The organism is Candidatus Phycosocius bacilliformis, assembly GCF_003112735.1.
Classification (GTDB): Bacteria; Pseudomonadota; Alphaproteobacteria; order Caulobacterales; family Aquidulcibacteraceae; genus Aquidulcibacter; species Aquidulcibacter bacilliformis.
The window spans coordinates 102,095-126,018 of the sequence record NZ_BFBR01000002.1 but is presented as its reverse complement, the minus strand read 5'-3'; the positions used below and the strand labels follow the sequence as shown (position 1 = coordinate 126,018).

Annotated in this window: 22 protein-coding genes; 9 read left to right on the top strand and 13 right to left on the bottom strand. The window is 57.4% G+C overall.

Translation table 11 applies throughout. From position 1 onward, the window contains the following. Positions 1-3: 3 nt before the first annotated feature. The gene (locus PbB2_RS03895) at positions 4-660 is read right to left on the bottom strand and encodes a P-loop NTPase family protein (RefSeq protein WP_238164841.1); all 657 of its coding nucleotides are present in this window, start codon (positions 658-660) and stop codon (positions 4-6) included. A 95-nt stretch (positions 661-755) separates the two neighbouring features. After that, entirely contained in the window at positions 756-1,118 is a 363-nt protein-coding gene (locus PbB2_RS03890) for a hypothetical protein (protein WP_133245703.1), read from the bottom strand. A gap of 78 nt (positions 1,119-1,196) precedes the next feature. Between PbB2_RS03890 and purM the strand changes: the two genes are divergently transcribed. Together purM and purN are read left to right on the top strand one after the other, a co-directional pair. After that, entirely contained in the window at positions 1,197-2,267 is a 1,071-nt protein-coding gene (gene purM, locus PbB2_RS03885; RefSeq protein WP_108983998.1) for a phosphoribosylformylglycinamidine cyclo-ligase, read from the top strand. Further along, complete coding sequence (purN, locus tag PbB2_RS03880; protein WP_108983997.1) at positions 2,264-2,905, top strand: phosphoribosylglycinamide formyltransferase; 642 nt, start codon at positions 2,264-2,266, stop codon at positions 2,903-2,905. Before purM ends, purN begins: the two co-directional genes overlap by 4 nt. A gap of 71 nt (positions 2,906-2,976) precedes the next feature. Here purN and ndk read toward each other — a convergent pair whose 3' ends face one another. The 4 genes from ndk to PbB2_RS03860 form a co-directional block, all read right to left on the bottom strand. Beyond that, complete coding sequence (gene ndk / locus PbB2_RS03875) at positions 2,977-3,399, bottom strand: nucleoside-diphosphate kinase (protein WP_108983996.1); 423 nt, start codon at positions 3,397-3,399, stop codon at positions 2,977-2,979. Positions 3,400-3,500: 101 nt separating this feature from the next. Beyond that, a complete protein-coding gene (locus tag PbB2_RS03870; protein WP_108983995.1) occupies positions 3,501-3,851 on the bottom strand; it encodes a DEAD/DEAH box helicase family protein in 351 nt (116 codons plus the stop codon). Next, entirely contained in the window at positions 3,833-4,306 is a 474-nt protein-coding gene (locus tag PbB2_RS03865; protein WP_108983994.1) for a DNA polymerase III subunit chi, read from the bottom strand. The genes PbB2_RS03870 and PbB2_RS03865 overlap by 19 nt, the downstream gene beginning before the upstream one ends. Positions 4,307-4,311: 5 nt before the next feature. Then, positions 4,312-5,802 (bottom strand): leucyl aminopeptidase, encoded by a 1,491-nt coding sequence (locus PbB2_RS03860; RefSeq protein ID WP_108983993.1) that lies wholly within the window; start codon positions 5,800-5,802, stop codon positions 4,312-4,314. Between the two features lie 162 nt (positions 5,803-5,964). Here PbB2_RS03860 and PbB2_RS03855 point away from each other — a divergent pair, with 162 nt between their 5' ends. The 6 genes from PbB2_RS03855 to rsmA all read left to right on the top strand — a co-directional run bounded on the left by PbB2_RS03855 (position 5,965) and on the right by rsmA (position 13,969). Further along, a complete protein-coding gene (locus PbB2_RS03855; protein WP_108983992.1) occupies positions 5,965-7,113 on the top strand; it encodes an LptF/LptG family permease in 1,149 nt (382 codons plus the stop codon). Then, positions 7,103-8,200, top strand: a complete 1,098-nt coding sequence (locus tag PbB2_RS03850) for an LptF/LptG family permease (RefSeq protein ID WP_192576148.1) — start codon at positions 7,103-7,105, stop codon at positions 8,198-8,200. The genes PbB2_RS03855 and PbB2_RS03850 overlap by 11 nt, the downstream gene beginning before the upstream one ends. Positions 8,201-8,362: 162 nt before the next feature. After that, positions 8,363-10,693 carry an LPS-assembly protein LptD gene (locus PbB2_RS03845; protein WP_192576147.1) on the top strand — a complete coding sequence of 777 codons (2,331 nt, stop codon included), beginning with the start codon at positions 8,363-8,365 and terminating at the stop codon, positions 10,691-10,693. Positions 10,694-10,830: 137 nt separating this feature from the next. Next, entirely contained in the window at positions 10,831-12,126 is a 1,296-nt protein-coding gene (locus PbB2_RS03840) for a peptidylprolyl isomerase (RefSeq protein ID WP_108983989.1), read from the top strand. A 23-nt stretch (positions 12,127-12,149) separates the two neighbouring features. Further along, positions 12,150-13,145 (top strand): 4-hydroxythreonine-4-phosphate dehydrogenase PdxA, encoded by a 996-nt coding sequence (pdxA, locus tag PbB2_RS03835; protein ID WP_272949221.1) that lies wholly within the window; start codon positions 12,150-12,152, stop codon positions 13,143-13,145. After that, positions 13,142-13,969, top strand: a complete 828-nt coding sequence (gene rsmA, locus PbB2_RS03830) for a 16S rRNA (adenine(1518)-N(6)/adenine(1519)-N(6))-dimethyltransferase RsmA (protein WP_108983988.1) — start codon at positions 13,142-13,144, stop codon at positions 13,967-13,969. Before pdxA ends, rsmA begins: the two co-directional genes overlap by 4 nt. Here the strand turns inward: rsmA and metH are convergent. From metH to PbB2_RS03810, 4 genes are read right to left on the bottom strand one after another with little or no spacing between them, the layout of a single operon-like run. After that, positions 13,966-16,638, bottom strand: coding sequence for a methionine synthase (gene metH, locus PbB2_RS03825; protein WP_108984281.1), 2,673 nt, complete (start codon positions 16,636-16,638; stop codon positions 13,966-13,968). The two genes, rsmA and metH, sit on opposite strands and share 4 nt — an antisense overlap. Before the next feature lie 11 nt (positions 16,639-16,649). Next, positions 16,650-17,720, bottom strand: a complete 1,071-nt coding sequence (locus tag PbB2_RS16390) for a homocysteine S-methyltransferase family protein (RefSeq protein ID WP_305790436.1) — start codon at positions 17,718-17,720, stop codon at positions 16,650-16,652. Further along, positions 17,717-18,589 (bottom strand): methylenetetrahydrofolate reductase [NAD(P)H], encoded by an 873-nt coding sequence (gene metF, locus PbB2_RS03815; RefSeq protein ID WP_108983987.1) that lies wholly within the window; start codon positions 18,587-18,589, stop codon positions 17,717-17,719. The genes PbB2_RS16390 and metF overlap by 4 nt, the downstream gene beginning before the upstream one ends. After that, entirely contained in the window at positions 18,586-19,578 is a 993-nt protein-coding gene (locus PbB2_RS03810) for an ArsR/SmtB family transcription factor (RefSeq protein WP_108983986.1), read from the bottom strand. Before PbB2_RS03810 ends, metF begins: the two co-directional genes overlap by 4 nt. Positions 19,579-19,704: 126 nt before the next feature. On the opposite strand from PbB2_RS03810, the gene rnhA reads away from it, so the two are divergent. Further along, positions 19,705-20,157, top strand: a complete 453-nt coding sequence (rnhA, locus tag PbB2_RS03805) for a ribonuclease HI (protein ID WP_108983985.1) — start codon at positions 19,705-19,707, stop codon at positions 20,155-20,157. 3 nt (positions 20,158-20,160) lie between these two features. Here the strand turns inward: rnhA and ilvD are convergent, their stop codons facing one another. The 3 genes from ilvD to PbB2_RS03790 all read right to left on the bottom strand — a co-directional run bounded on the left by ilvD (position 20,161) and on the right by PbB2_RS03790 (position 23,812). After that, positions 20,161-21,885, bottom strand: coding sequence for a dihydroxy-acid dehydratase (ilvD, locus tag PbB2_RS03800; protein ID WP_108983984.1), 1,725 nt, complete (start codon positions 21,883-21,885; stop codon positions 20,161-20,163). Positions 21,886-22,004: 119 nt separating this feature from the next. Continuing rightward, entirely contained in the window at positions 22,005-22,751 is a 747-nt protein-coding gene (locus PbB2_RS03795) for an RlmE family RNA methyltransferase (RefSeq protein WP_108983983.1), read from the bottom strand. Beyond that, positions 22,748-23,812 carry a Ppx/GppA phosphatase family protein gene (locus PbB2_RS03790; RefSeq protein WP_238164840.1) on the bottom strand — a complete coding sequence of 355 codons (1,065 nt, stop codon included), beginning with the start codon at positions 23,810-23,812 and terminating at the stop codon, positions 22,748-22,750. The genes PbB2_RS03795 and PbB2_RS03790 overlap by 4 nt, the downstream gene beginning before the upstream one ends. Positions 23,813-23,924: the final 112 nt, after the last annotated feature.

Genomic DNA, 23,924 nt, shown 5'->3' with positions numbered 1-23,924 from the left:
TGCCTAGGCCTCAAACAAATCCCCGGTATCAGGTTCATCGGCCTCGTGCCACGCATCGGGATAATATGCGCGAAGGGCCCGTTGAGCTAAAGCCATAGGCGATTTTAGTGAATAAGTTGCGACTGTCTGCAGCCGATCTGTCACAGCCTTGGCGGCTTCAAAAGTGCGAGGGATACGTTCGGCCAGATAGGTGCTCGAGGCCGCATCAAGCCGATAGCCCTGCGCGGCCGCATGGCGGACAATCAATTGCGCCAGCAGCGGGACTTCTGGAGGACGCAAACATTCGTGCGGCACCGCGCGCAAGCGTGAGCGCAAATCTGCCAGATGATAAGGCCAAAGGCTGGGTGCCTGCCGGGCCAGTAATAAAACTGCGCCGCCGTCTCGCTCCAACCGCGTCAGAAGGGCAAACAAGGCCGTCTCGTCGGCTTGGTCAGCATCATCAATCAAAGCTGTCAGCCGATCATCTGGTTTGGGTGATTCCACGAAGGCCAATGACAAGTCAGGTCCGCGCAGGCTGACCGCGCCTGCCTCGCCCGCCCAAATCGCCCCCAGATGAGATTTACCAGAGCCTGCCTCTCCATGCAGGCACAATACCCCACCAGGCCAGGTGCGCCAGTGCTGCAACGCGGCGCGCGCATGGGCGGTTTCATCTGAATTCAAAAAAGATTCAGCTGTGTAAACAGGGATGCCAAAATCAAGCTGGGCTTGGGTCGGGGTCATGAACGGATGATCTGACAGGGTTACACGCGGGAAGTCTAAGACGACGCCAGGCGCACAACTGCCCCATTGGCTTCCATCTTAAGATCAAGGCCACCCGTCTTGAGCACGGCTTGCAAGTTTTCAAACGTGCCTGAGAAGCGAAATTGGATCAAAGCACCATCGACTGAAATCGCCGTGATGGAAACCGAAACACCTTGTAAGCGGCTCAAGGCAGTCCGCATGCGTGCCCACTCGTCCATACCACGATAGACCGCTGATGCACCCAGGCTGACTTGGCTTAGGCTGCTGTCAGTCATGCCGGTTTGGGCCCACGCGGGCGCGCTGACCGCCACCAAGGCACCCACAAGGCCAACCCTCACAATTTGGCCGATCCGGCCCATTCTGTCTCTTCGTGTCATGCTTCTCCTATAGCGCGAATGCAGGGCAACGTGAAACACACTCTTGCGGTAAAGCCTGTAGCCGATCATACCGCTTGCATGCGCGAACAGCCCCCCACCCCGTCCCATTCGTCTGCCCCAAAGGGCACCTCCGCGGCCAATGGCCTAACCTACAAGGATGCGGGAGTGGATATTGATGCGGGCGAGGCACTTGTTAAGGCCATCGCGCCCTTAGCAAAGGCGACGGCACGACGGGGTGCAGATGCGGCTCTTGGTGGTTTTGGCGGGCTATTCGACATCAAAGCCTTGGGAATGACTGATCCCATTCTGGTCTCTGGCACGGATGGGGTCGGAACCAAGCTTGAAATTGCCTTGGCCGCGGGATTGCACGACTTTATTGGCCAAGACCTCGTGGCGATGTGCGTCAATGACGTACTGGCCCAAGGTGCGGAACCTCTGTTCTTTCTTGACTATTTTGCATGCGGCAAGCTCGACCTGGATGTGGCCACCGCCGTCATCAGCGGGATTGCAAGTGCGTGCAAGGAAGCTGGCTGTGCTTTGATTGGCGGAGAAACTGCCGAAATGCCCGGCATGTATCCCGATGGCAAATATGATTTGGCAGGCTTTACTGTGGGTGCGGTTGAGCGGGCAGACGTCCTGCCGAAATTATCGGCGATCCGCCCCGGCGATGTTTTGGTGGCCCTACCCTCCTCGGGTCCGCACTCCAATGGCTATTCATTGATCCGGAAAGTGGTGGCTCTAACGGGCCTGGCCTGGGATGCGCCTTGCCCATTCAGCCCGGGGCAAAGCTTGGGTGCGGCCCTATTGACACCAACCAGACTTTATCCACGGCTTGCGTTGCCTGCAATCAAGGCCGGGCTCGTGAAGGGCTTTGCCCACATTACCGGTGGAGGTCTCACGGACAATATTCCCCGCATGCTGCCTGACCATTTGGTCCCAGTACTCGATTGGCAGGCTTGGACACCGCCACCAGTGTTTCAGTGGCTGCAAGAACAAGGTGGTATTGCCGCCGATGAAATGGCGCGCACCTTCAATTGCGGCATTGGCCTGGTAGCATGTGTCTCGCCAGAACAGGTTCCTGACCTGCTGCAGCTTTGGCTTGAGATGGGTGAAGAACCGGTCGTGATCGGGGAAGTGCGCGCAGCATGAGGCGGGCACGTGTGCTGGTCCTAATTTCAGGTGGCGGCAGCAATCTGCAGACCTTGATTGATGCCGCGCGCCAACCAAACTGCGCGTATGAAATTGTCCATGTCATTGCCAATCGCCCAGATGCCTTTGGTTTGAAACGGGCTGAGCATGCTGGTATCGCCTCAGCCTGTTTGGATCATAAGGCCTTTCAGGTCCGCGCAGATTTTGACACTGCACTTGCCGCACTCATAGATCAGATCACTCCCGACCTAATTGTCCTTGCAGGTTTCATGCGGATCATGGGCGCAGAATTTGTTGCCCGCTATGAAGGCCGCATGATCAATATACACCCATCGCTTCTGCCGAATTTCCCAGGGCTTCATACACATGCTCGGGCGTTGGAAGCCGGAGTTACCCTCCATGGATGTACGGTACATTGGGTAACGGCCGGGGTCGATGAAGGAGCCATTATCGGGCAGGCCTGCGTGCCAGTCCTGCCGGGCGACAGCCCCGACGATCTGGCCGCCCGCGTCCTGGTCCAAGAGCATCGGCTCTATCCGGTCTGCGTCGAGGCGGTGGCTTCGGGTAGGGCCCGGCTCGTGAATGGCCGGACTTATCTGGACGGCAAACCCGGTGGTATTGCCCTGATGGGCATTTAGGCGTCAGTCTTCAACAAAAATGGCGGCCGCATCGCGCGACCGCCAGTGTCAAAATCAGATCGGCGTTTGGTTTAGCCGACGATTTCATTACCCGAGAAGAACTGGGCGATTTCCTGTGCAGCGGTTTCGGGCGCATCTGAACCATGCACGGTGTTTTCACCAACCGACACAGCATGAACCTTACGAATGGTGCCATCTGCAGCATTGGCAGGATTGGTCGCACCCATCACATCACGGTAGACTTGGATTGCATTGTCGCCCTCCAACACTTGCACCACAACCGGGGCTGAGGTCATGAAGTCGACCAATTCACCAAAGAACGGCCGCTCTTTGTGGACGCCGTAAAAGGTTTCGGCTTGAGCGCGAGTCATGTGGATGCGCTTTTGTGCAACGATACGCAGGCCAGCAGCCTCGATCATGGCATTGACGGCGCCGGTCAGGTTGCGACGTGTGGCATCGGGTTTCAAAATCGAAAAGGTACGTTCGAGCGCCATGATGGCCTCCTGAGATAAGTGAAGGGTTCGCGCACGTCGCACCAACCCCTGATGAAAGTTGAAGGCGGGCGTCTAGCAGTCCCCGCGCCGAGTTGAAAGCTTTATGAGCAATAGATTCTGCCAACTCTTGTGCTGCGATTGATTTCGATCACAAGGCGGCCTGGGCCCAAAGGCTCCAGCTGCGGATCGCCAACCCGGACAATCCTTGTCCCGGCAGGCAATTTTTGGGTCAGAACATCGCTTAAGGTCCGGCCAACCAGCCCACGATATTGACGCGCATCACAGCGCACTGGCGCTTGGACGGGCGGTGTTGTGCTCGAGATAACGGCCTTATCTTCGCCAAGTTGGGGGACTCCCGCCGGGCTGCTGGGTGCTTTGTCTTGGGGTGTTGAAGCCGGCGGTGCCGGATTAGCCGCAATTAGGAGGAAAGCGATCAACCAGTCTTTGCCCATCTTCCATCCTCTGTTTGCCGCCAATAGGCGGGCGAAAGGCCCGCCTCCTTCGCCATCCGCCATTGCTGTCGGGCGTGGGTCACGTGTTCTTCCTCGCGCCCATCGAACAGCACAAAGATGCGGACGACGCCGGTTAACTCACCCCAATGCGCCCCATCGAGCAGGAAGAGGGCCTCTGATCCAATCTGTTGATTGGCCAATGTTCCCTCGGCGCTGATGAGTTGGATCGGCGATTTTGCTCCCTCTGGGTCGTCCGGGCCGTGGTGAGGTAGCCAGCTGGCCGGCTTCCAACTCCATAAATGACCATCCAAGTGGCGCAATCGCTCTGGGCTGGGCGAACGGATTTGCGCCCGCCAGCCCCGCTCCAGGCATTTTTCGACCAAGGGAGGCAGGGTCTCGTCCACACTGGCGACTTCAAGATGATAAAACCAGATTTCCGAGCCTGCCTGCCCCATATAGCTTAGCTTTCAAAGGCGTCAGCGACCAACCGATTGAGCAGGCGGACGCCGTAGCCTGTGCCCCAAGATGGCTCACGCGGATCGTCATTGCCGGGCTTCCAAGCCGTGCCTGCGATATCAATATGCGCCCATTCAACGCCGTCCTGCACGAAGCGTTGCAGGAATTGGGCAGCTGTGATCGATCCGGCACCTGCCCCGCCGCCAGAGCGCTGGACATTCTTCATGTCAGCCACGCTGCTGTCCATCAGCTTATTGTAGGCCGGTGTCAGAGGGAAACGCCAAACGGGCTCTTCAGCCAATGTGCCAGCTTGTGTGATTTTGGCCGACAGCGCATCCGAATTTGAGAAGAGACCGGCAAACTCATGACCTAAAGAAATGATGATTGCACCCGTCAATGTAGCCAAATCGATCATCGCCTTCGGCTTATGCTTTTCCTGCGCATAGGTCATCACATCGCACAAAACCAAACGGCCCTCGGCATCGGTATTGAGGATTTCGATCGTCTGTCCACTCATCGAGGTGACAATGTCGCCGGGCCGCTGGGCCTGACCATCTGGCATGTTCTCTACCAGCCCGACCAAACCAACCACATTGGCTTTGGCCTTGCGTCCGGCAATCGCGCGCATGGCACCAGCGACCGCCGCTGCCCCGCCCATATCGCCCTTCATCTCTTCCATACCGCCCGAGGGCTTCAAGGAGATGCCGCCCGTATCAAAACAAACACCTTTGCCAACAAGGGCCAGTGGGGCCTCGTCGCCGCCACCATTCCATTTCATCACCACAAGCTGGCTTTCGCGCACCGAACCTTGGCCAACCCCCAACAAGGAATGCATGCCCAAGGCTGCCATTTGGGCCTCACCCAAAATCTCAACCTCAACACCCAGAGCCGTCAATTCTTTCAGGCGTTTGGCAAAGGCCTCAGGGTGGAGAATATTGGCAGGCTCATTGACCAAATCACGCGCCAAACTTACCCCATCGACCACAGCTTGGTGGGCGGCCCACGCCTCTGCCCCTTCGGCAACATCAACTTCAAGGGTTGTCAGGCTGGGCTTTTGTTCCGGCTTCAATTGGGTACGATACGTGTCGAAGCGATAAGCAGCCAGGCAGGCCCCAAAGCCAACGCGAGCCGCATTGACGGCAGTGGCAAGTTTTTTCCAGCCTGCGAGTGCAACACTGGCGGTTTCAACACCCGAGGTCAGAAGCGACTTCACACCAGAAGCGGCTGCCCGCTCCAGGACCGCACCATCGACTTTTGCCAGTTCGCCAACCCCAACAAGGACAACAACATCCAGCTTATCGTTAGGGGCATGAACCGACAGCACCTTTCCGGCCGCACCATTAAACTTGGCAGCCGCGGCCGCCTTAGCCAAACGGCCCTTACAGGCGCGGTCGAGCTTTTGGGCAGGCACCGAGAAAGCCACCGTGCCGTCGGTTTGACCCACGAAAGCGATAACAGCCTTGGACTCGGTAAAAGAGGTGAATTCGATCTTCATAAAGCGGGCTCCCAAAAATGAGGCTCAGGCCACGTGTGTGTCATTCGGACTGACCCCGGCTGAACCGGGCAACGACAAGATGGCTTCTAAATTGCGCGCCACGGTGTTAGGTGCAACTGGCAAGCTGTGAATCCCTCTCCTCCCAACGCAGCTAACGGACCCATGAACAAGCTTCAACGCTATTACTTTGGCCAATTGCTTCCCGTCTTTGCCCTGATCATGGTCGGGTTGACGTTGGTTGCCTTATTGACTCAAAGCTTGTCACAATTGGACTTGCTCTTCGAGCGTGGCCAAAGTGCGGCGACATTCTTGGGGATCTCGCTTTTGGCCACGCCCCAAATCATGGCGGTTGTTATGCCCGTGGGTCTCTTTGCTGCTGTGGCTTGGACCTATGTCCGCCTGCATCAAGATAATGAAGTGATCGTGGCCTATGGCGCGGGCTGGAGCCTGTGGCAGGTATGTGAGCCTGCCTTTCGCCTTGCAGCTTTAGGTGCTGTGGCAGCCCTCTTCGTCAATCTCTTCATTCAGCCCATTGCTTTGCGCGAAATGCGCGAGCGCTTGTTTGACATTCGGGCCGATTTTGCCAGTTCGATGGTCCGCGAGGGAGAGTTTCGCTCCAATGTCGACGGCTTGATGGTGTTTGCCCGGCGGATTGATCGCGACGGGACATTGAATGGGCTGATTATCTCAGACACCAAGTCCTCCACGATTCCGATCATCTATGTCGCACAGCGTGGTACGATTGCCAAACTCGACACGGGCCCCGTTATGGTTCTGCGCGATGGGTCGGTTCAACGTCGACTGGAAGACGGAAAAATAGATATTGTTGGATTTTCCAATTATGTCATGGAATTACGGGGTTTTGCTGACACCACGCTTGAGCTATTTTACAAGCCCTCCGACCGATTTTTGCCCAGCCTGCTTAAGCCCGACCTCACCGACTATTGGGACAGAGACCATGTGGGTGATCTTTTGGCAGAAGCGCACCGACGCCTTGCTGCTCCATTAATCTGTCTTTCGGCTGTTGCGCTGGCGATTTTTGCGGTTTTGGGTGGATCTTTCTCCCGCCAGGGCTATGGCGCGCGGATCGCAACAGCTTTTGGCGGGCTTGTGCTTATGCTGTTGAGCTTCACAGGCCTGATCCCAACTGTGGCGGATCAACCCGGATTGGCGATTCTGCTTTATGCCATTCCGCTCATCGTCCTGTGGGCCACAACGCGTGGCGTGCGCCAAAAGATTCCAGTTTGGATTGAACGCAAGCCGATTAAGCCTTCGAAAGCGATGGGAGCGCGTCTCAAGCATGCGCATTAGTCGTCTGGATTTTTATATTTTTCGACTGACGCTTGTGGGCATTTTAGCGGCCGCTGGCGGGGTCTGTCTGTCCATCATTCTCGTCGACATCATTGAGCAATTGCGCAATGTGTCGGGCCAGCCGCATGCCACCACGATGACGGCCTTGCGCTTCACCTTGATGCGGACCCCCGGGATCTTAGAACTGGCTTTGCCGTTTGCCGTGTTGGCGGGTTCCATTGTGACCTTTATGCGTTTGGCGCGAAGCTCTGAAATTGTGGCCATGAAGGCCTCTGGCGTCTCAACCTGGCGCTTTTTAAGCCCCGTGGCTGCGCTGGCAGCCCTGATTGGCTTGTTTGCCATTTTCATTCTTGGACCAATGGCCTCACGCCTGAATCTGGCCTATGAAAACCAACTGGCGGCGCTGACCGCGGTGGCGACCACCAAGACAGGGTCGGGCGATCGGACACTGATGTGGATCAAAGATCGCGGCGAAAGCCAGCAATTCACCATCTCGGCAGAGGCTGGCCAAAACGGCAATTATTCCGGCGTGACCTTGCTGGCGTTTTCAAACACCGATTCCCGCTTTCTCGGACGCTTTGATGCTCAAACCGCAAGACGCACAGAATCGGCTTGGATTTTGACCAATGGCACCCGCTCGATGGTGGGCAGTCCTTCTGTGCCATTCACAAGCCTGCGCTTCCCAATTGTGAAGGAGCGGGTTGAAGATACACAGAAGAATAAGGACGCAACCGCTCGGGCAATGCCAATATGGGATTTGCCAGCCGCCGCTTGGGCAGCAGAAGCGGCCGGAGGCTCACCCCAGCGCTACTGGCTGCAATTTCATCGCAAACTGGCCATGCCAATCGCACTTTTGTCCATGGCGATGATTGCAGCAGTGCTCTCCTTGAGTGGTGAACGCTTTGGTCAGCGTGCCATCATGGCGGCAGCAGCAATTGTGGCCGGTCTGGTTGTCTTTTTTGTGAATGATATCTCCGGCGCGCTTGCCACAGCAGGCTATGCCCCGAGCTGGATTGCTGCATGGTGCCCGCCATTAGCGGCTTTGTTTGTTGCCCTCGCCACAGTTTCGTATCGCGAGGATGGCTAGAGCGGGACATAGGGTCCGGCTTGACCGTAAAATTGCCATGGAATCATCTGGTTTGCCGCTCCAGCGGCAAGCCGCCTACCACATGCCACACTAGACGGGCGTTGAGTCGCACTTTACACCATGAAATCCATCCCCGCCCGCCCGTCTTGCCAAGGACACTTGATGTCAGGGAACCTGCGCCATCGGCTTCTGGCCCTCTCACTGGGAACCTTGCTGGTCCCAGCTATGGCCCATGGTCGCGAGAAGCCGGATTGGATTTTGAAAGATGAAGCCGTCTCGCAAAGTGCCGGCTCAGAAGTCGTCCAAACAGCCAGAACATCGTCATCTTCGGCCAATACAAGCGCGACGTCGCCGAGAGATCCCGTGCTTCTGGAGGCCGAAACGATCCTGCAAGGCGATGAGGCGGGCGTTTTGATTGCCCGTGGCAATGTGGTGGCGCGCAACAATGGTCGGACTGTGAAAGCCGACCAAATCCAGTATAATCAAAACACCCGCATCGTGAAGGCGATCGGCAATGTTGTTGTGCTCAATGCGGATGGCACAACGACTTATGCTGAGGAGCTGACCTTGGATGATGAGTTATCCACAGGTGTGGCCAGCAATTTTGCTGCTCGCTTGTCCGAGGGTGCGACACTGGCAGCCAATGCCGTTGTGACCCGTGAAGGTGATCGAAAGTTCCTGTCGCAGGCGGTCTATACGGCCTGCCAAGTTTGCAAAGACGGCAAGTCACGCCCCTCTTGGATCATTCGGGCGCGGCGCGCGATGCAGAACGAGCGGGCCGAGTCGATCGTCTATAATGATGTCGTGTTTGAAGTTAAGGGTGTCCCAGTCCTTTACATTCCCTATTTCGCTCACGGCGATCCAACTGCATCACGCCGGTCAGGCTTCCTTCAGCCAAAGCCTGGAGAATCCTCTCGCAACGGCTATTACATTGAGTTGCCCTATCTGCAGGTGATTGACGCCTCCTCCGATGTCACCCTGACGCCTTTGATCAGCCAATATATCAATCCGGTTTTGCAGGTTGATTATCGACGCAAGTTTTTCTCAGGTGATGTGGCTATCGGCGGTTCGGTGACCCGGGAAAAATTCTTTGGCAAGCGCGGGCAAAAGTTTGGCGACTTGGATTGGCGCGGGCATGTATTTGCCAATGGCGAATTCGACATCACCAAAACTTGGAATTGGGGCTTCACCGCCGAATCGGCAAGCGATGACCTTTATTTGTCACGCTATCGCATCGCTCAGGACAATTTGCTGGCAGGGCTGGTTCGGCCGCAGGCCTCCCGCCTGATGTCGCAGCTCTATGTGCAAGGCCAGTCTGACAATTTCTATGTGCGTTCTTTGGCAGCGGTTTTCCAAGACCTCGTCCCCGGCGAAAGGCGCAAAAATGTCCCACGCGTTGCCCCCTTGATTGAGAGTACCTATCGCGTGCAGGTCGGGCCTATGAATGGTCAACTCGACATTTCAGGGTCTGCCGTCTCCTTGATGCGAACGGAAGGTCGGCTTGATTCGGTTCGGGGCAATTTGGGTGCCACCTGGAAAGGCAGTCGGCTGTTGCCGGGTGGGGTCATCGTTGAACCCATGGCGATGCTGCGCGGCGATTATTTCGACTATAGCGCGGGCAATAACATAGGGGCTGTATCAGCCACGCCTTTGCCAGCCGATTCGTTCGGAAGAGGTGTGGGGCTGGCATCAGTGGATGTGCGCTGGCCGCTTTATCGACCCGGCAATCGCGTCAACTTGACCCTTGAACCGCGTGTCTCGCTGACCGCAGCCAGCAAGGACGATCAGCAAAGCCGTATCCGAGTGGAAGATGCTCTGGGCTTTGAACTTGACGCGACCAGCGTTTTCCGGCCGGCTGGGGCTGCAGGAATGGATTTGTGGGAGCCCGGCAATCGTATCACGATTGGGGTTCGTGCGGGCATTGACCTCATACCACCGGGCGTCACCACGCAAACGCCGTTTCGCGCGAATGCTTTCATCGGCCGTCGCCTGCGGACCGATGACAGCTCAAGCTTCAGCCGCGCCTCTAATCTTGATCGCAAGCAGTCTGATTGGGTGGGCGATTTCGAACTACGCCAAGGTGATATTGCCAGCCTAACTGGTCGGCTGCGGGTTGATGGCAAAACTGGCAAAGTGACCCATACCGAAGCATTGGGTCGGTTGAAATTATGGCGGACCGAAACCAATCTGCGCTATCATGAGTTCGACAATTCGGCCTCAGGACCAACCCGCGCCAATAAGGAGCTGCAAGGGACTGTCATCCTGACCTTAAACAAGAATTTCAAGCTGTTTGGCTCGCTCTATCGGGATTTCAACTCAGATACCAATTTGCGGTCGGCCTATGGCTTAATCTATGGGGATGATTGTACTGACATCCGGCTCTTCTATGAAGAACTGGGGACACGTAATCGGTTCATCGAACCGTCCCAATCCATTCGTTTCCAGATTGCCTTCCGCACTTTGGGCGAGTTGTCTGATACACCCTTTGACTGAGGCTGGACTGCCTAAAGATCGACAAATTTGCTGTGCAAGGAGAGGCCGCTGTTGAGGCCGTTGGTCATGCAGGGTTTTTCAGCTAAGACACATACAGAAGCTAGCCCCCGCCGGGCGCGCCGTGACGGAGAAGGTGAATGAAGCCAAGGACTATCAGCGCATATGCGGGCCGTGTCGCCCTAGGTGCGGTGCTGGCCATGTCTTGTGCCATCAGCCTAGCACCGCGCCAAGTCATGGCCCAAGAAAGGCCGTTGAGCGAGGGCGTGGCGGCGATCGTCAATGATCAGCCAATCACGCGTCTGGATGTCCGCCAGCGGGTACAATTCCTCATCGCCACGTCAGGCGCACAGCAAATCACTCCGGAATTGCTGCAACGGGCAACCTCGGCTGCGCTAAACAATCTGATTGATGAGCGTCTGCAATTGCAGGAAGCGGCCAAATTCAAGCTGGATGTGCCGGATCGGGAAGTCGACCGCATTCTCACCAATCAGGCCCGCCAAAATGGCTCGACATTGGAAAACTTCTTCCGCGATCTGGCAGATATTGGTGTGTCTGCGCAAAGTTACCGCGACAAGACACGCGCCGAAATCGTGTGGCAGCGGATTGTCAGCGGCCGCTTTGGCTCACGCGTCCGGATCAATCGCGATCAAGTTAAGGCTGCATTGGATCGTATTTTAGCAAATACAAACAAGCCTCAATATCTCATTTCTGAGATTTTTCTTGAAGACGAAAATGTCCAAAGCGCACCACAAACGCTTGAGGGTGCCAAAACATTGGTGCAGCAATTGCGCGCCGGGGCACCCTTTCAGCTGGTCGCGCAGCAATATTCTTTTGCCCCATCGGCCTCGACCGGCGGGGACATGGGCTGGATCACATTGGGTGAGCTCAAGACCGAAGTGGCCGGTGTCGTCGAACAAATGGCTGCAGGCACGATCAGCGAACCAATTGTGGTGCCTGGCGGCGTGATGATTGTTTCGGTCCGCGAAAAGCGAGACCCCAGCCCACCCAAGGCTAAGCTCAAGCTGCGTGAGATGACCCGCAAAGTCCCAGCCGGATCGGATGAGGCGACCTGGCGTCGGGCTGAACAAGCCGCGCGCACCAGTCGCGACGCCTTGCGCAATGGCTGTGATGGTGTGTCGCGCGCGGCCCAGCGCGGAGGTCTTGACGTCATTGATTATGGTGAGATCGAAGATGCCGATCTCGGTGAGCCCTTCCGTACCCAGGCTCTCGGCCTGTCCAATGGTCAGGCCAGCGCCATCTTCCGTTCAGACGCGGGTGTGCATGTCATGGTCCTGTGCGACCGGGAGAACACCGGTTCGGACATTCCGACACTCGAGCAATTGGAAGACCGGCTCTATGATCAGGAATTGTCACTGATCGCCCGGCGCTATCTCCGCGATATCCGCCGCGAAGCCGCGATCATCCAGCCTTGAACCAAACGGCTCAACGCCCAGATGTGCGCCGCCCTGTTGTGGTGTCGATGGGGGACCCGGCAGGGATTGGCCCGGAGGTCACCAGCAAGGCTTGGCAGGCCCTGAGAGAAACGGGTTTGACCTTTGGCGTGGTGGGTGACCCCGGCCTTTATTCAGACATCCCAATTGTTCGCATTGCACACCTGGATGAGGCATCCACGGCGTTTCCTAAGGCTTTGCCCGTGTTGGCCGAAATCGCGGCGCCGGGGGTCCATCCAGGCAATCCCAATCCAGCCCATGCCTCTGCCATTCTGACCTCAATTGAGCGCGGGGTTGATCTTGTCTTAAGTGGGGATGCCAAGGCCTTGGTCACCGCCCCGATTGCCAAGTCGGTTCTAATGGCTGCGGGCTTTAGCCATCCTGGCCATACTGAGTATTTGGGCAGTCTGTTGCAAGACGCCCCCTTTCTGGGCCACCGAGGGCCCGTGATGATGTTGTCGGTTGAGGGGCTTCGCGTTGTGCCTGTCACGATACATTGTGCTTTGGCTGAAGTCCCTGGACGGCTGACAAGCCCGGCAATTGTGCAGGCCGCGCGTGTGACGGCCGAGGCACTGGTGCGTGATTTCGGCATTGCCCAGCCCCGGCTGGCAATTGCTGCCCTAAACCCCCATGCTGGTGAGGACGGAGCCTTTGGCGATGAGGAGGGCCGCATCATCGCCCCGGCCGTGGCTGAATTGATGTCGGCGGGCCTGCAGGTGCGCGGCCCCCTGCCCGCAGATAGCCTGTTTCATGGCGAAGCGCGCGCACGTTTTGATGCCGTCATCTGCATGTACCACGACCAAGCCCTAATCCCTCTCAAGGCCCTCGATTTTTGGGGGGGCGTCAATGCGACCTTAGGCCTACCTATTATCCGTACTTCCCCTGATCACGGCACCGGTTTTGACATTGCTGGCAAAGGTCTCGCGCGGCCCGATTCCATGATTGCCGCGATCAAGGCCGCTCATGCCATGGCCGATCACCGCCTAGGGCGGCCATCATGAGGGGGGATTTACGTCAGGCTTTGGAGGCAGACAATTTGTTTGCCCGCAAGAGTCTGGGCCAACATTTTCTTCTCGACCTCAATCTGACTGCCAAAATCGCTCGGCTGGCGGGCATTCAACCCGGCGACACGATTTTGGAAGTGGGCCCCGGCCCTGGCGGTCTGACCCATGCGCTTTTGGCAAGCCCAGCCGCGCGGGTGATTGCCGTTGAAAAAGACCCCCGCTTTGTTGCTCATCTCCGCAGCTTTTTCGCCGATGAGGCCGATCGGTTGATTGTACGAGAAGCAGACGCTTTGGCCCTGGATGAGGTCACGCTATTGGCAGAGCTTGGTATCAAGCAGCCGGTGCGACTGATTTCCAACCTGCCCTATAATGTCGGCACCCCGCTGTTGGTGAAATGGCTGAAGGCAGGAAGCTGGCGCGGGCCAATGTGCCTGATGTTTCAAACCGAAGTGGCCGAGCGGATTTGTGCGCGGCCCGGTAGCCCCCATTATGGCCGATTGGCTGTGCTGGCCGCAGCGCGTTGTGACGCCCGTTTGGCGCTGCACGTGCCGCGTTTGGCCTTTGTGCCTCCCCCCAAAGTCGAAAGCGCCATTGTCGTGCTGGAAGACCATGGCAAGCCGTTTGAAGATTTGCCGGGTTTGGAACATGTCACCGCCCACGCCTTTGGCCAGCGACGCAAGATGCTGCGTGCCAGCCTAAAGGGACTTGGCGATGCTGAAGCTTTACTGGCCGACGCCGGTATCGATCCCACAGCCCGGCCTGAAACCATTTCTCCTGAGGGCTTTTTTGCTCTTGCACGGGCTTGGCGCGCGCGGGCTTAGGCCTCAACCACCACTTTGGCAGCCACGGTCGGATCATAAGCCAAAATGGGGGCAAGCCAGCGTTCAGCCTCACGCATGTCCATGCCTTTGCGCAGGGCATATTCACTGACCTGATCGCGATCAATCCGGCCAACGCCAAAATATTCCGCCTGTTGGTGGGAGAAATAAAGCCCCGATACCGATGATCCCGGCAGCATGGCAAGGCTTTCAGTTAGCTGCATGCCAACCTTAGCTTCTGCATCCAACAATCTGAAAAGTTCGCGTTTTTCAGTATGGTCTGGTTGGGCGGGATAGCCGGGAGCAGGCCGAATACCGCGATATTTCTCGCCAATGAGATCGTCCACGGCCAATTGCTCATCCGGGGCAAAGCCCCAATGTGTCTTGCGCACCAATTCATGCATGCGCTCAGCAAAGGCCTCCGCCAAACGGTCGCACAGGGCTTGGAACAGGATCGCCGAATAATCATCATTGGCAGCTTTGAAGGCCATCGTACGTTCGCGTTCGCCATGGCCAGCGGTGACGGCAAAACCGCCAATCCAGTCTGGTGTTCCTTCTGGAGCCACAAAGTCAGCAAGCGCCAGATTGGGGCTGCCTTCTGATTTGATCATCTGTTGGCGCAGCGTGTGGAAAGTCCCGGCACGATGGCTACGGCCTTCATCTTCCCAGATCGCAATATCATCGCCCACCCGATTGGCTGGCCAGAAACCAATCACGCCTTTTGCGGTGACCCATTTTTCCGCCACCATTTTTTCCAGCATGGCGCGTGCATCGGCATAAAGCGGGCGGGCGGCCTCCCCGACGATCTCATCTTCAAGAATGGCAGGAAACTTCCCATGCAGCTCCCACGTGGCAAAAAACGGCGTCCAGTCGATCACCGGCACAAGGTCTTCAAGCGGGTAATCATCAAACACACGCGTACCGATGAAGCTGGGCTTAGGCGGTGGGGTGGTAAAGTCGAGCTTAGCTGCATTGGCCCGCGCGGCGGCCAATGTTGCCCGGGGGCGCTTGTCTTGACCGGCCAGATGAGCCTGACGCGCACGTTCCTGATCGGCGCGATTTTCGGCGATGAGATCGCCTTTTTCTTCGCCCAGAAGGCGTTGCACCACCGGGACTGCCCGGCTGGCATCGGTCACATAAAGGACTGGGCCCTGATAATTGGGGGCAATTTTCACCGCCGTATGTGTCCGCGAGGTGGTGGCCCCACCAATCAAGAGCGGCATGTCACCAAAGCCTTGGCGCTGCATTTCGCTGGCCACCCAAGCCATTTCATCCAGCGAGGGTGTAATCAGACCAGACAGACCGATAATGTCCACCTTGTGTTCGCGCGCGGCCTCCAGGATTTTCTCGCAGCTGACCATGACGCCCAGATCAACCACATCAAAGCCGTTACATTGCAGCACAACGCCGACAATATTCTTGCCAATATCGTGCACATCGCCCTTCACCGTGGCCATCAAAACTTTGCCGTCGGCCTGATCCTGCGTGCCTAAACGCTGCTTTTCTTCTTCCATGAACGGCAGCAAATGGGCCACGGCCTGCTTCATCACACGGGCGGACTTGACCACCTGAGGCAGGAACATTTTTCCCGAACCAAACAAATCGCCCACGATGTTCATGCCGTCCATCAGCGGGCCTTCGATGACATGAAGCGGGCGGTCAGCTTCCAGACGGGCCGCTTCGGTATCTTCGACGATGAACTCTGTGATGCCGTGGACCAAGGAATGGGCCAGCCGGTCGCGAACCGGGGCCTGCCGCCAAGACATGTCCTTGGTGGCCGCCTTCTCGGTCCCTTTGCCACGATGCTGTTCGGCCGTCTCGAGCAGGCGCTCGGTGGCGTCAGCACGCCGGTTGAGAATGACATCCTCGCACCGCTCGCGCAATTCAGGATCAATGCTGTCATAAACCGCCAATTGCCCGGCATTGACGATGCCCATATTCATGCCCGCCTTGATGGCATGATAGAGGAAGACGGCATGCATGGCCTCGCGCACCGGCTCATTGCCACGGAACGAGAAGGACACATTCGACACCCCGCCTGACACATGGGCATGTGGCAATGTTTCGCGAATGATGCGGGTGGCCTCGATAAAGGCAACACCATAATCATTGTGTTCTTCAATGCCGGTAGCCACCGCAAAGATATTGGGGTCGAAAATGATGTCTTCGGGTGGGAAATCGAGCTTGTCGCGCAATAGATTGTAAGCACGTGTACAAATATCGACTTTGCGGTCTACGGTGTCAGCTTGGCCCAATTCATCAAAAGCCATCACCACAGTGGCTGCACCATAACGGCGAATTTTCTTGGCTTGGGCAAGGAATTGAGCTTCGCCTTCCTTCATCGAGATCGAATTGACGATGGGCTTGCCTTGGGTACATTTCAGGCCCGCTTCGATGATCTCCCATTTTGAACTGTCGATCATCAGCGGGACGCGCGCGATGTCGGGTTCAACCGAGATCAAATTGAGGAAGGTCGTCATGGCTTTGACGCCATCAATCAGGGCTGCATCCATATTGATGTCGAGCACATTGGCCCCGCTTTCGACCTGCTGCAGGGCAATCGCCAAGGCGGCGGTATAATCGTCATTCTCGATGAGTTTGCGAAACTTCGCCGAGCCGGTGACATTGGTACGCTCGCCGACAATGACGAAATTAGAAAATGGATTGGTCAAGGGAGTCCCGATCAAGCTGCAGCGGTAAAGGGTTCAAGGCCAGACAGGCGCAAGGCAGTTTCAACCACAGGCGCGACCCGCGGCTTACCATGGCTGGCGGCGTGGGCGATGTGACGTATGTGATCAGGTGTGGTGCCACAGCACCCCCCCATCACATTGACCAGCCCCTCTTCGGCCCATGGCGTCATGGTATGGCACATGTCATCGGGCGTCTCGTCATAGCCACCAAAGGCATTGGGCAGACCGGCATTGGGATAGACGGAGACCCGACAGGTCGCCACACGCGATAATTCGGCCAGGAAGGGCCGCATTTCATTGGGGCCGAGCGCGCAATTCAACCCAATCGACCAAGGGTTCACATGGCGAACAGCGTTCCAGAAGGCTTCAACTGTCTGGCCCGACAAAGTCCGGCCCGAGCGGTCCGTAATCGTGCCTGAAATCATGACCGGAACGGTCTCACCGCGTTCTTCAAGCACCTCGGCAATGGCATAGAGAGCCGCTTTAGCCACCAACGTGTCAAAAATAGTTTCCACCATGAGGAAATCGACCCCGCCATCGAGCAGGCCGCGCGTTTGTTCCTGATAGGCTGTCACCATTTCATCAAAGGAGGCTGCCCGGAAACTTGGATCATTCACATCTGGCGACAGCGAGAGCGTCTTATTGGTAGGTCCAATCGACCCAACAACTGCCTTGGGAGCCTCAGGGGTCTCATAAGCAAGACAGGCCTTGCGGGCGAGTTTAGCGGCTTCCAGATTGAGCTCATAGGCCAAGGGTTCCATGGCATAATCAGCCTGGCTGATCGTGGTCGCATTGAAGCTATTGGTCGAGATCAAGTCGGCCCCAGCCTGCAGAAAGGCCTCGTGGATGCCGTAGATGATGTCTGGCCGGGTCAGCACCAACAAATCATTATTGCCCTTGAGAGGATGGCCGTGGTCGGCAAAGCGCGTCCCGCGATAATCATCTTCTTCCAGCTTAAACGTCTGGATCATGGTGCCCATCGCCCCATCCAGAATAAGGATGCGCTGTTCAGCCAAAGCTTCGATCCGGGCCAAGCGATCTTGGCGTGTCATGTGTGTGGTCATGCCACATCCCTTTCAATGATCGGGGTTTTGAGCCCCAAGCGACGGCACGTCGCCAGGGCCAGCTCAGCCCGGTTGAGCGTGTAGAAATGGAAACGGTCCACGCCTTCGGCTTGAAGTTTGAGACACAGATCGGCAGCGACCGAGGCGGCCACCATGTCGCGGACTTCAGGGTTTTGATCAAGTCCGTCAAAGGCTTCTGCAAACCAAGCCGGCACAGAGGTTCCGGTAGAATGGGCCATCCGCATATAGCCTGCGACATTGCCGACCGCCATGATGCCCGGCAAAAGCGGGATGGTGACGCCAGCCTTGGCCGCTGCATCGCGGAAGCGCAAATAGACGCCAGGCTCGCAAAAAAATTGGCTGATCGCGCGGGTGGCGCCTGCATCGATCTTTGCTTTCAGCACATCAATGTCATGGGCCAGACTGGGGCTTTCTGGGTGTTTTTCTGGATAGAAGCTGACCGACACGTCAAAATCACCAATTCGGCGGGCAGCGGCGGTCACTTCGGTGGCATTGATATAGCCGTCTGGATGGGCAACAAACTCTGTACCCACACCTGTTGGCGGGTCCCCGCGCAACGCAACGATGTGGCGAACCCCAGCATCCCAATAGGATTGCAGCACCTCATCAACTTCGCTGCGCGAGGCCGCCACGCAGGTCAGATGGGCTGCGGGCTTGAGATTGGTTTCATCAATGATCCGCTTCACGGTGCGGTGCGTGCGTTCGCGGGTTGAGCCCCCCGCGCCATAAGTCACCGACACAAAGTCGGGTTGTAAGGGCGACAGGCGCGACACTGCATCCCAGAGGCGCGCCTCCATTGCCTCAGACTTCGGCGGGAAAAACTCAAATGAAATAATCGGTTGGGTCATGGATTTACCTTAACTTCAAAAGCCTTTTCAGTGGGCGCAACCGATCGGTGGGCAGGTGCATGGGCGTGCCACAAAGTCACCGTCAGCCCAGCTTGGCCAGCTTCAGGGGCAATATGCTCGATTGATGTGACCGTGAGGCCTTGGGCCTCACACCAGCCCGCCACCTCTCCATCTTCAAAACCCAAGCGACGGTGGGCGTGCAGCTCGCGCAATTCCTCAAACCCATGCGGGGCAAAGTCGGCAATCAACAACGTGCCACCGGCTTTCAAAACTCTGGCCGCCTCTTTGATCGCAGCTTGGGGTTCTGGCAGATAATGCAGCACTTGGTGAATGGTCACGAGGTCAGCGCAACCATCTTCGTAAGGCAGTCCCAGAATATCAGCTTGACGCACAGATGCCTGGCCACTTCCTGAATCATCTAATCGCGCACGGGCCAAAGCCAGCATTTTGCGGCTGGAATCCACCCCTTCTGCCCGGCGGACTTGCGGGGCGAACAGTTCAATCATCCGCCCCGTGCCAGATCCCAAATCCATATGCAGATCAAAATGCTGCCCCTGGACAGCAGCTTTGAGGCGGGCTTCAACAAGGGCTTCGGGCTGGTGCAGGCGGCGCAGGGCATGCCACTCATCGGCCGCGGATTCAAAATAAGCCTGCGCGACAGCCTCTCGTTGGGCCTGAACAGAACCGAGGCGTTCAAGATCACGTTGAAGAATCTGATCATCACCACGAACTTCGGCCAAGATTGCTTGGATGATGCGACCAGCAGGCCCATCGGTCTTTAACCGAAAAAACACCCAAGCCCCTTCAGGACGACGCTCCAGCAGCCCGGCCTCTGCCAAAAGCTTCAAATGGCGCGATACACGCGGCTGGCTCTGGTTTAGAACCGTGGACATTTCCCCGGCCGCCATCTCGCCCCGCGCGAGTAGCACCAGAATGCGTAACCGTGTCGGCTCGCCAATGGCGCGCACAATGTCAACGATGGTTTCCATGCCCAATCCTCACATGAAGATATAAACATATCTTTATATGTGATTGCAAGGACTTTCTGCGATCACGCAGTCACAGGGCTTTGAGAATGCCCAGAAGCTTCCTAAACACAGGGCAGGAAGGACATCATGGCACAGGATTCCCACGTAACAATCCATACTGACGGGGCGTGCTCAGGCAATCCCGGTCCCGGCGGCTGGGGAGCGATTCTGGTGTTCAACGGTGTGGAAAAAGAGATATTCGGCGGGGAAGCACAAACCACCAATAACAGGATGGAGCTGATGGCTGCCATTATGGCTTTGGAATCCCTGAAGCGGCCCTGCCCGGTAGTGCTATATACCGATAGCCAATATGTGCGCCAAGGCATCACGGGCTGGATTCACGGCTGGAAAGCACGCAACTGGCGCAAAGCTGACGGTAAGCCTGTCCTCAATGCAGACCTCTGGCAGCGATTGGACGCGGCCAGCCGACAGCATAAGGTCGACTGGCGCTGGGTAAAGGGCCACGCCGGTGACCCGATGAACGAGCGAGCCGACAGCCTGGCCCGTCAAGGTACCGAGGCTGTCAGACCGCGCAGCTAGGCCTCAAATATCGGCATATTGATGGGTTTCAGCCGCAGCACCTTCGTGGGTGACCGCCCCCAGATAGGCCGGACCGACCAATTTGGCATATTTGGCAATCGCGCCCGAATTATAATTGGTCTTGCGTGGCTTCCAAGCAGCCCGCCGCTTGGCTAGCACCTCTTCCGGCACTTCAAGATCAATGGTCCCGGCTTGTGCGTCGATGGCGATAATGTCGCCATTTTCAACCAGAGCAATCGGCCCACCGACTGCAGCTTCGGGCCCCACATGACCGATACACATGCCCCGGGTTGCACCCGAGAAGCGCCCGTCAGTGATCAGGGCAACGTCCCCGCCCCGGCCCAGACCATAAAGAGCTGCCGTGGTTGACAACATCTCCCGCATGCCTGGCCCACCGCGCGGACCTTCATAGCGGATCACCAGAACTTCCCCAGCCTCAAAGGCTTCCTTGGAAACCGCCTCAAAGCAGGCCTCCTCGCCATCAAACACACGGGCCGGCCCGCGGAACGTCAGATTGGCCAGACCGGCAATTTTCAGCATCGCACCTTCTGGAGCCATCGACCCCCACAAGCCCACAACACCCCCATTCTCAGTCAAGGGTGCTTTCACTGGCCGGATGACCTTCTGGTCCGGGTTCCACGTCACTTCCTCAATGTTTTCGCCCAAAGTCTTGCCGGTGACTGTCAGGCAATTGCCATCAATCAGATTTTCATCAAGCAAAGCGCGCAACAGCATCGGCATGCCGCCTGCTTCACCCATGTCTTTGGCCACATATTGGCCACCGGGCTTCAAATCGGCGATCCAGGGCGTCAAACGGAACGCGTCTGCGACATCTTTCAGGGTGAATTCAATACCCGCCTCATGGGCCATTGCAGGCAAATGAAGCGCCGCATTGGTTGATCCCCCGGTTGCAGCAACCACAACCGCGGCATTGACGAAGGCCGCCCGGGTGCAAATGTCGCGCGGGCGCAGATTGCGGACAATCAAGTCCACCACTGCATGGCCAGACGCCACCCCATATTGATCCCGGTCGAGATAGGGTGCGGGCAAAGACGAGGACAAAGGCAAGCTGAGACCAATCGCTTCTGCGACACAGGCCATGGTGTTGGCCGTAAACTGGCCGCCACACGCCCCGTCACTGGGGCAAGCATGGCGTTCAATCTCACACAATTCCTCAAAATCCATCCGGCCTGCCGCATGGGCACCGACCGCCTCGAACACTTCCTGCACCGTGATGTCACGGCCCTTGTGCTTGCCCGGCAGGATTGAGCCGCCATAGAGAAATACGCTGGGCACATTGAGCCGCAACATCGCCATCATCATGCCAGGCAGGCTCTTGTCACAGCCAGCCACACCGACCAGCGCATCATAAGAATGTCCCCGCATCGACAGCTCAACCGAGTCGGCGATCACCTCGCGCGATACCAAAGACGAGCGCATGCCCTCGTGGCCCATGGCGATCCCGTCCGTGACAGTGATGGTACAAAACTCACGTGGGGTGGCACCTGCCTCCTTGACCCCTGCGGCCACGGCATGGCCCTGTCGCATCAGTGCCGTGTTACATGGTGCGCTTTCGTTCCAACACGATGCCACGCCAACAAATGGGGCTTCAATATCGCGTGTGCCAAGCCCCATGGCGTAATAATAGGACCGATGGGGTGCTCGGGCGGGTCCCAGCGTGACATGGCGGCTTGGCAGTCGTGATTTGTCCCAGATACGATTGGTCATGGCTCTTCCTCGAAACGTGCTTGCCTTATGGCGCGGGTGGCGATTTTGGCAAGACAGTCAAAAGTTTTGTGTTGTTTTGTTGCACACACCGGTCAGGCACTTCAGGTAAGGCAGCCCATCTAGCCCTTAAAGCCAGTGGCCACCATGAAAAGTTCCACGCTCTCAGCCCGGCTCGAGGGTGGTTTGGCGTGACGGACTTGGCGAAACTTCTGTTTGAGTTCGGCCAGAATATCTGTCTCGGTACCGCCTTGGAACATTTTGGCGACAAAGGCTCCACCCGGTGCCAGCACCCGCATGGCAAAGCGGGCAGCAGCTTCCGATAAGGCCGCAGTACGCAAATGGTCGGTCTGTTTATGGCCAACCGTATTTGCCGCCATATCGCTCATCACAAGGTCAGGTGGCCCGCCCAGCAAAGCCAAAAGCTCATTCTCCATTCCTTCAGCCAGAAAATCGCCTTGAACAAGAATGGCACCCTCAATCGGATCCATCGCCAACAAATCAATGCCCACCAATGCCGTTGTGCCGCGTTGAGCCACGACTTGGGTCCAGCCACCGGGGGCAGCGCCAAGGTCAATAACCCGACCCTGCCGAGGGATTAGGCCGAACTTCTCATCCAACTCGATGAGCTTATACGCCGACCGCGCACGCCACCCATCCAGCTTGGCTTGATGCACATATGGATCATTCAAATGCCGTTCGAGCCAGCGGGCAGATTGGGGGGTCCGCTTGCGACTGGTTTTAACCCGCGTGGGTGTTGCCCGAGCATCGGCTTGGCCGACATCGAACACCACGCGGCGGCGGCGCTCACCTGGCGGTGGTGGCGGTGGCTTGCTGCCGCGCCGACCTCTGATCTTGTCACAACTCATGCTCGCGTCCTCTTGCGCCTGCGCCGACGGCGGGCTGGTTGTAACATCGTGAGGATCAAACCTTCACGCAGGCCGCGATCAGCGACACGTAAGCGCAGACTGGGCCAGCGATCCAAGATTGCCTCGAGAATGGCAGCACCTGCCAGCACCAGGTCAGCCCGATCGGGTCCGATACAGGGTTCTGCAGCCCGTCCAGCCCGGTCACGCGCTGCTAAAAGCTCAATCGCTGCGCGTGTCTCGCTCTCACTGATCCATAAGCCATCAACCAAATGGCGCGAATAGCGCGGCAGCTTCAAATGCACGCCGGCCAAACTGGTGACGGCACCGGACGTCCCGACGATATGAGCCTTACCGCTCAGCAAATGCTCTCGCAAACTGTCGGGGGCCCGAAAGCCTGCGACATGATCGGCGGCGCATTGCTTCATCGCCCGATACCAAAGGCGTGTATCCTCATGCTCGGGAAACTGGTCGGCCAAGGTGACAACCCCGATCGGGGCAGAAAACCAATGTTCGAGCTTGGGTCGCTGGTCACGGCCTCGATTGATCGCCCAGGATAATTCTGTGGAGCCCCCGCCAATATCGACCACCAGCGCCCCAATCCCAGTTGGATCAAATAGATCCGCACATCCTATGACAGCCAAACGGGCTTCCTCGTCAGGGCTGATCACTTCGAAACGGATGCCGGTCTTGGCTGTGATTTCCTTCAAAAAGGCGGGTCCATTGCGCGCGGCCCGGCAAGCCTGGGTTGCCACACAGCGCAGGCGGGCGGGTCGGTGCCGTGCCAGTTTCTCCGAACAGGCCATAACAGCAGAAAACGTCCGCTGCATGGCTTTATCCGACAACATACCTGTGGCCGACAGCCCCTCGCCTAAGCGGACAATCCGCGAGAATGAATCGACCACACGAAAGCCCCCGGGGGCCCGTTGGGCAACCAGCAACCGACAATTATTGGTCCCAAGATCCAGCGCTGCATAACAAGCGGCTGCATCCTGTGACGTTTGGCCGCCTTGGGCTGGACGCCTAACGCCCCCCCGCCCCGGCGAATTTAGGCCGCCGGCCATGTCAAACCTCTGCATGCGCCTCGATTAGGCGCTGTGTTGTTTCCATCGTAACATTAAGTTGGATAAGGGCAATCTCTGCGGATGCATGCCAGCACCTGCTTGCACCTCGCCG

Excerpts from the sequence above, each read along its gene's own strand:
- PbB2_RS03890 (WP_133245703.1), bottom strand. The coding sequence starts at position 1,118 with ATGACACGAAGAGACAGAATGGGCCGGATCGGCCAAATTGTGAGGGTT.
- purM (WP_108983998.1), top strand. The coding sequence starts at position 1,197 with ATGCGCGAACAGCCCCCCACCCCGTCCCATTCGTCTGCCCCAAAGGGC.
- purN (WP_108983997.1), top strand. The coding sequence starts at position 2,264 with ATGAGGCGGGCACGTGTGCTGGTCCTAATTTCAGGTGGCGGCAGCAAT.
- ndk (WP_108983996.1), bottom strand. The coding sequence starts at position 3,399 with ATGGCGCTCGAACGTACCTTTTCGATTTTGAAACCCGATGCCACACGT.
- PbB2_RS03870 (WP_108983995.1), bottom strand. The coding sequence starts at position 3,851 with ATGGGCAAAGACTGGTTGATCGCTTTCCTCCTAATTGCGGCTAATCCG.
- PbB2_RS03865 (WP_108983994.1), bottom strand. The coding sequence starts at position 4,306 with ATGGGGCAGGCAGGCTCGGAAATCTGGTTTTATCATCTTGAAGTCGCC.
- PbB2_RS03860 (WP_108983993.1), bottom strand. The coding sequence starts at position 5,802 with ATGAAGATCGAATTCACCTCTTTTACCGAGTCCAAGGCTGTTATCGCT.
- PbB2_RS03855 (WP_108983992.1), top strand. The coding sequence starts at position 5,965 with ATGAACAAGCTTCAACGCTATTACTTTGGCCAATTGCTTCCCGTCTTT.
- PbB2_RS03850 (WP_192576148.1), top strand. The coding sequence starts at position 7,103 with ATGCGCATTAGTCGTCTGGATTTTTATATTTTTCGACTGACGCTTGTG.
- PbB2_RS03845 (WP_192576147.1), top strand. The coding sequence starts at position 8,363 with ATGTCAGGGAACCTGCGCCATCGGCTTCTGGCCCTCTCACTGGGAACC.
- PbB2_RS03840 (WP_108983989.1), top strand. The coding sequence starts at position 10,831 with ATGAAGCCAAGGACTATCAGCGCATATGCGGGCCGTGTCGCCCTAGGT.
- rsmA (WP_108983988.1), top strand. The coding sequence starts at position 13,142 with ATGAGGGGGGATTTACGTCAGGCTTTGGAGGCAGACAATTTGTTTGCC.
- PbB2_RS16390 (WP_305790436.1), bottom strand. The coding sequence starts at position 17,720 with ATGACCACACACATGACACGCCAAGATCGCTTGGCCCGGATCGAAGCT.
- metF (WP_108983987.1), bottom strand. The coding sequence starts at position 18,589 with ATGACCCAACCGATTATTTCATTTGAGTTTTTCCCGCCGAAGTCTGAG.
- PbB2_RS03810 (WP_108983986.1), bottom strand. The coding sequence starts at position 19,578 with ATGGAAACCATCGTTGACATTGTGCGCGCCATTGGCGAGCCGACACGG.
- rnhA (WP_108983985.1), top strand. The coding sequence starts at position 19,705 with ATGGCACAGGATTCCCACGTAACAATCCATACTGACGGGGCGTGCTCA.
- ilvD (WP_108983984.1), bottom strand. The coding sequence starts at position 21,885 with ATGACCAATCGTATCTGGGACAAATCACGACTGCCAAGCCGCCATGTC.
- PbB2_RS03795 (WP_108983983.1), bottom strand. The coding sequence starts at position 22,751 with ATGAGTTGTGACAAGATCAGAGGTCGGCGCGGCAGCAAGCCACCGCCA.
- PbB2_RS03790 (WP_238164840.1), bottom strand. The coding sequence starts at position 23,812 with ATGGCCGGCGGCCTAAATTCGCCGGGGCGGGGGGGCGTTAGGCGTCCA.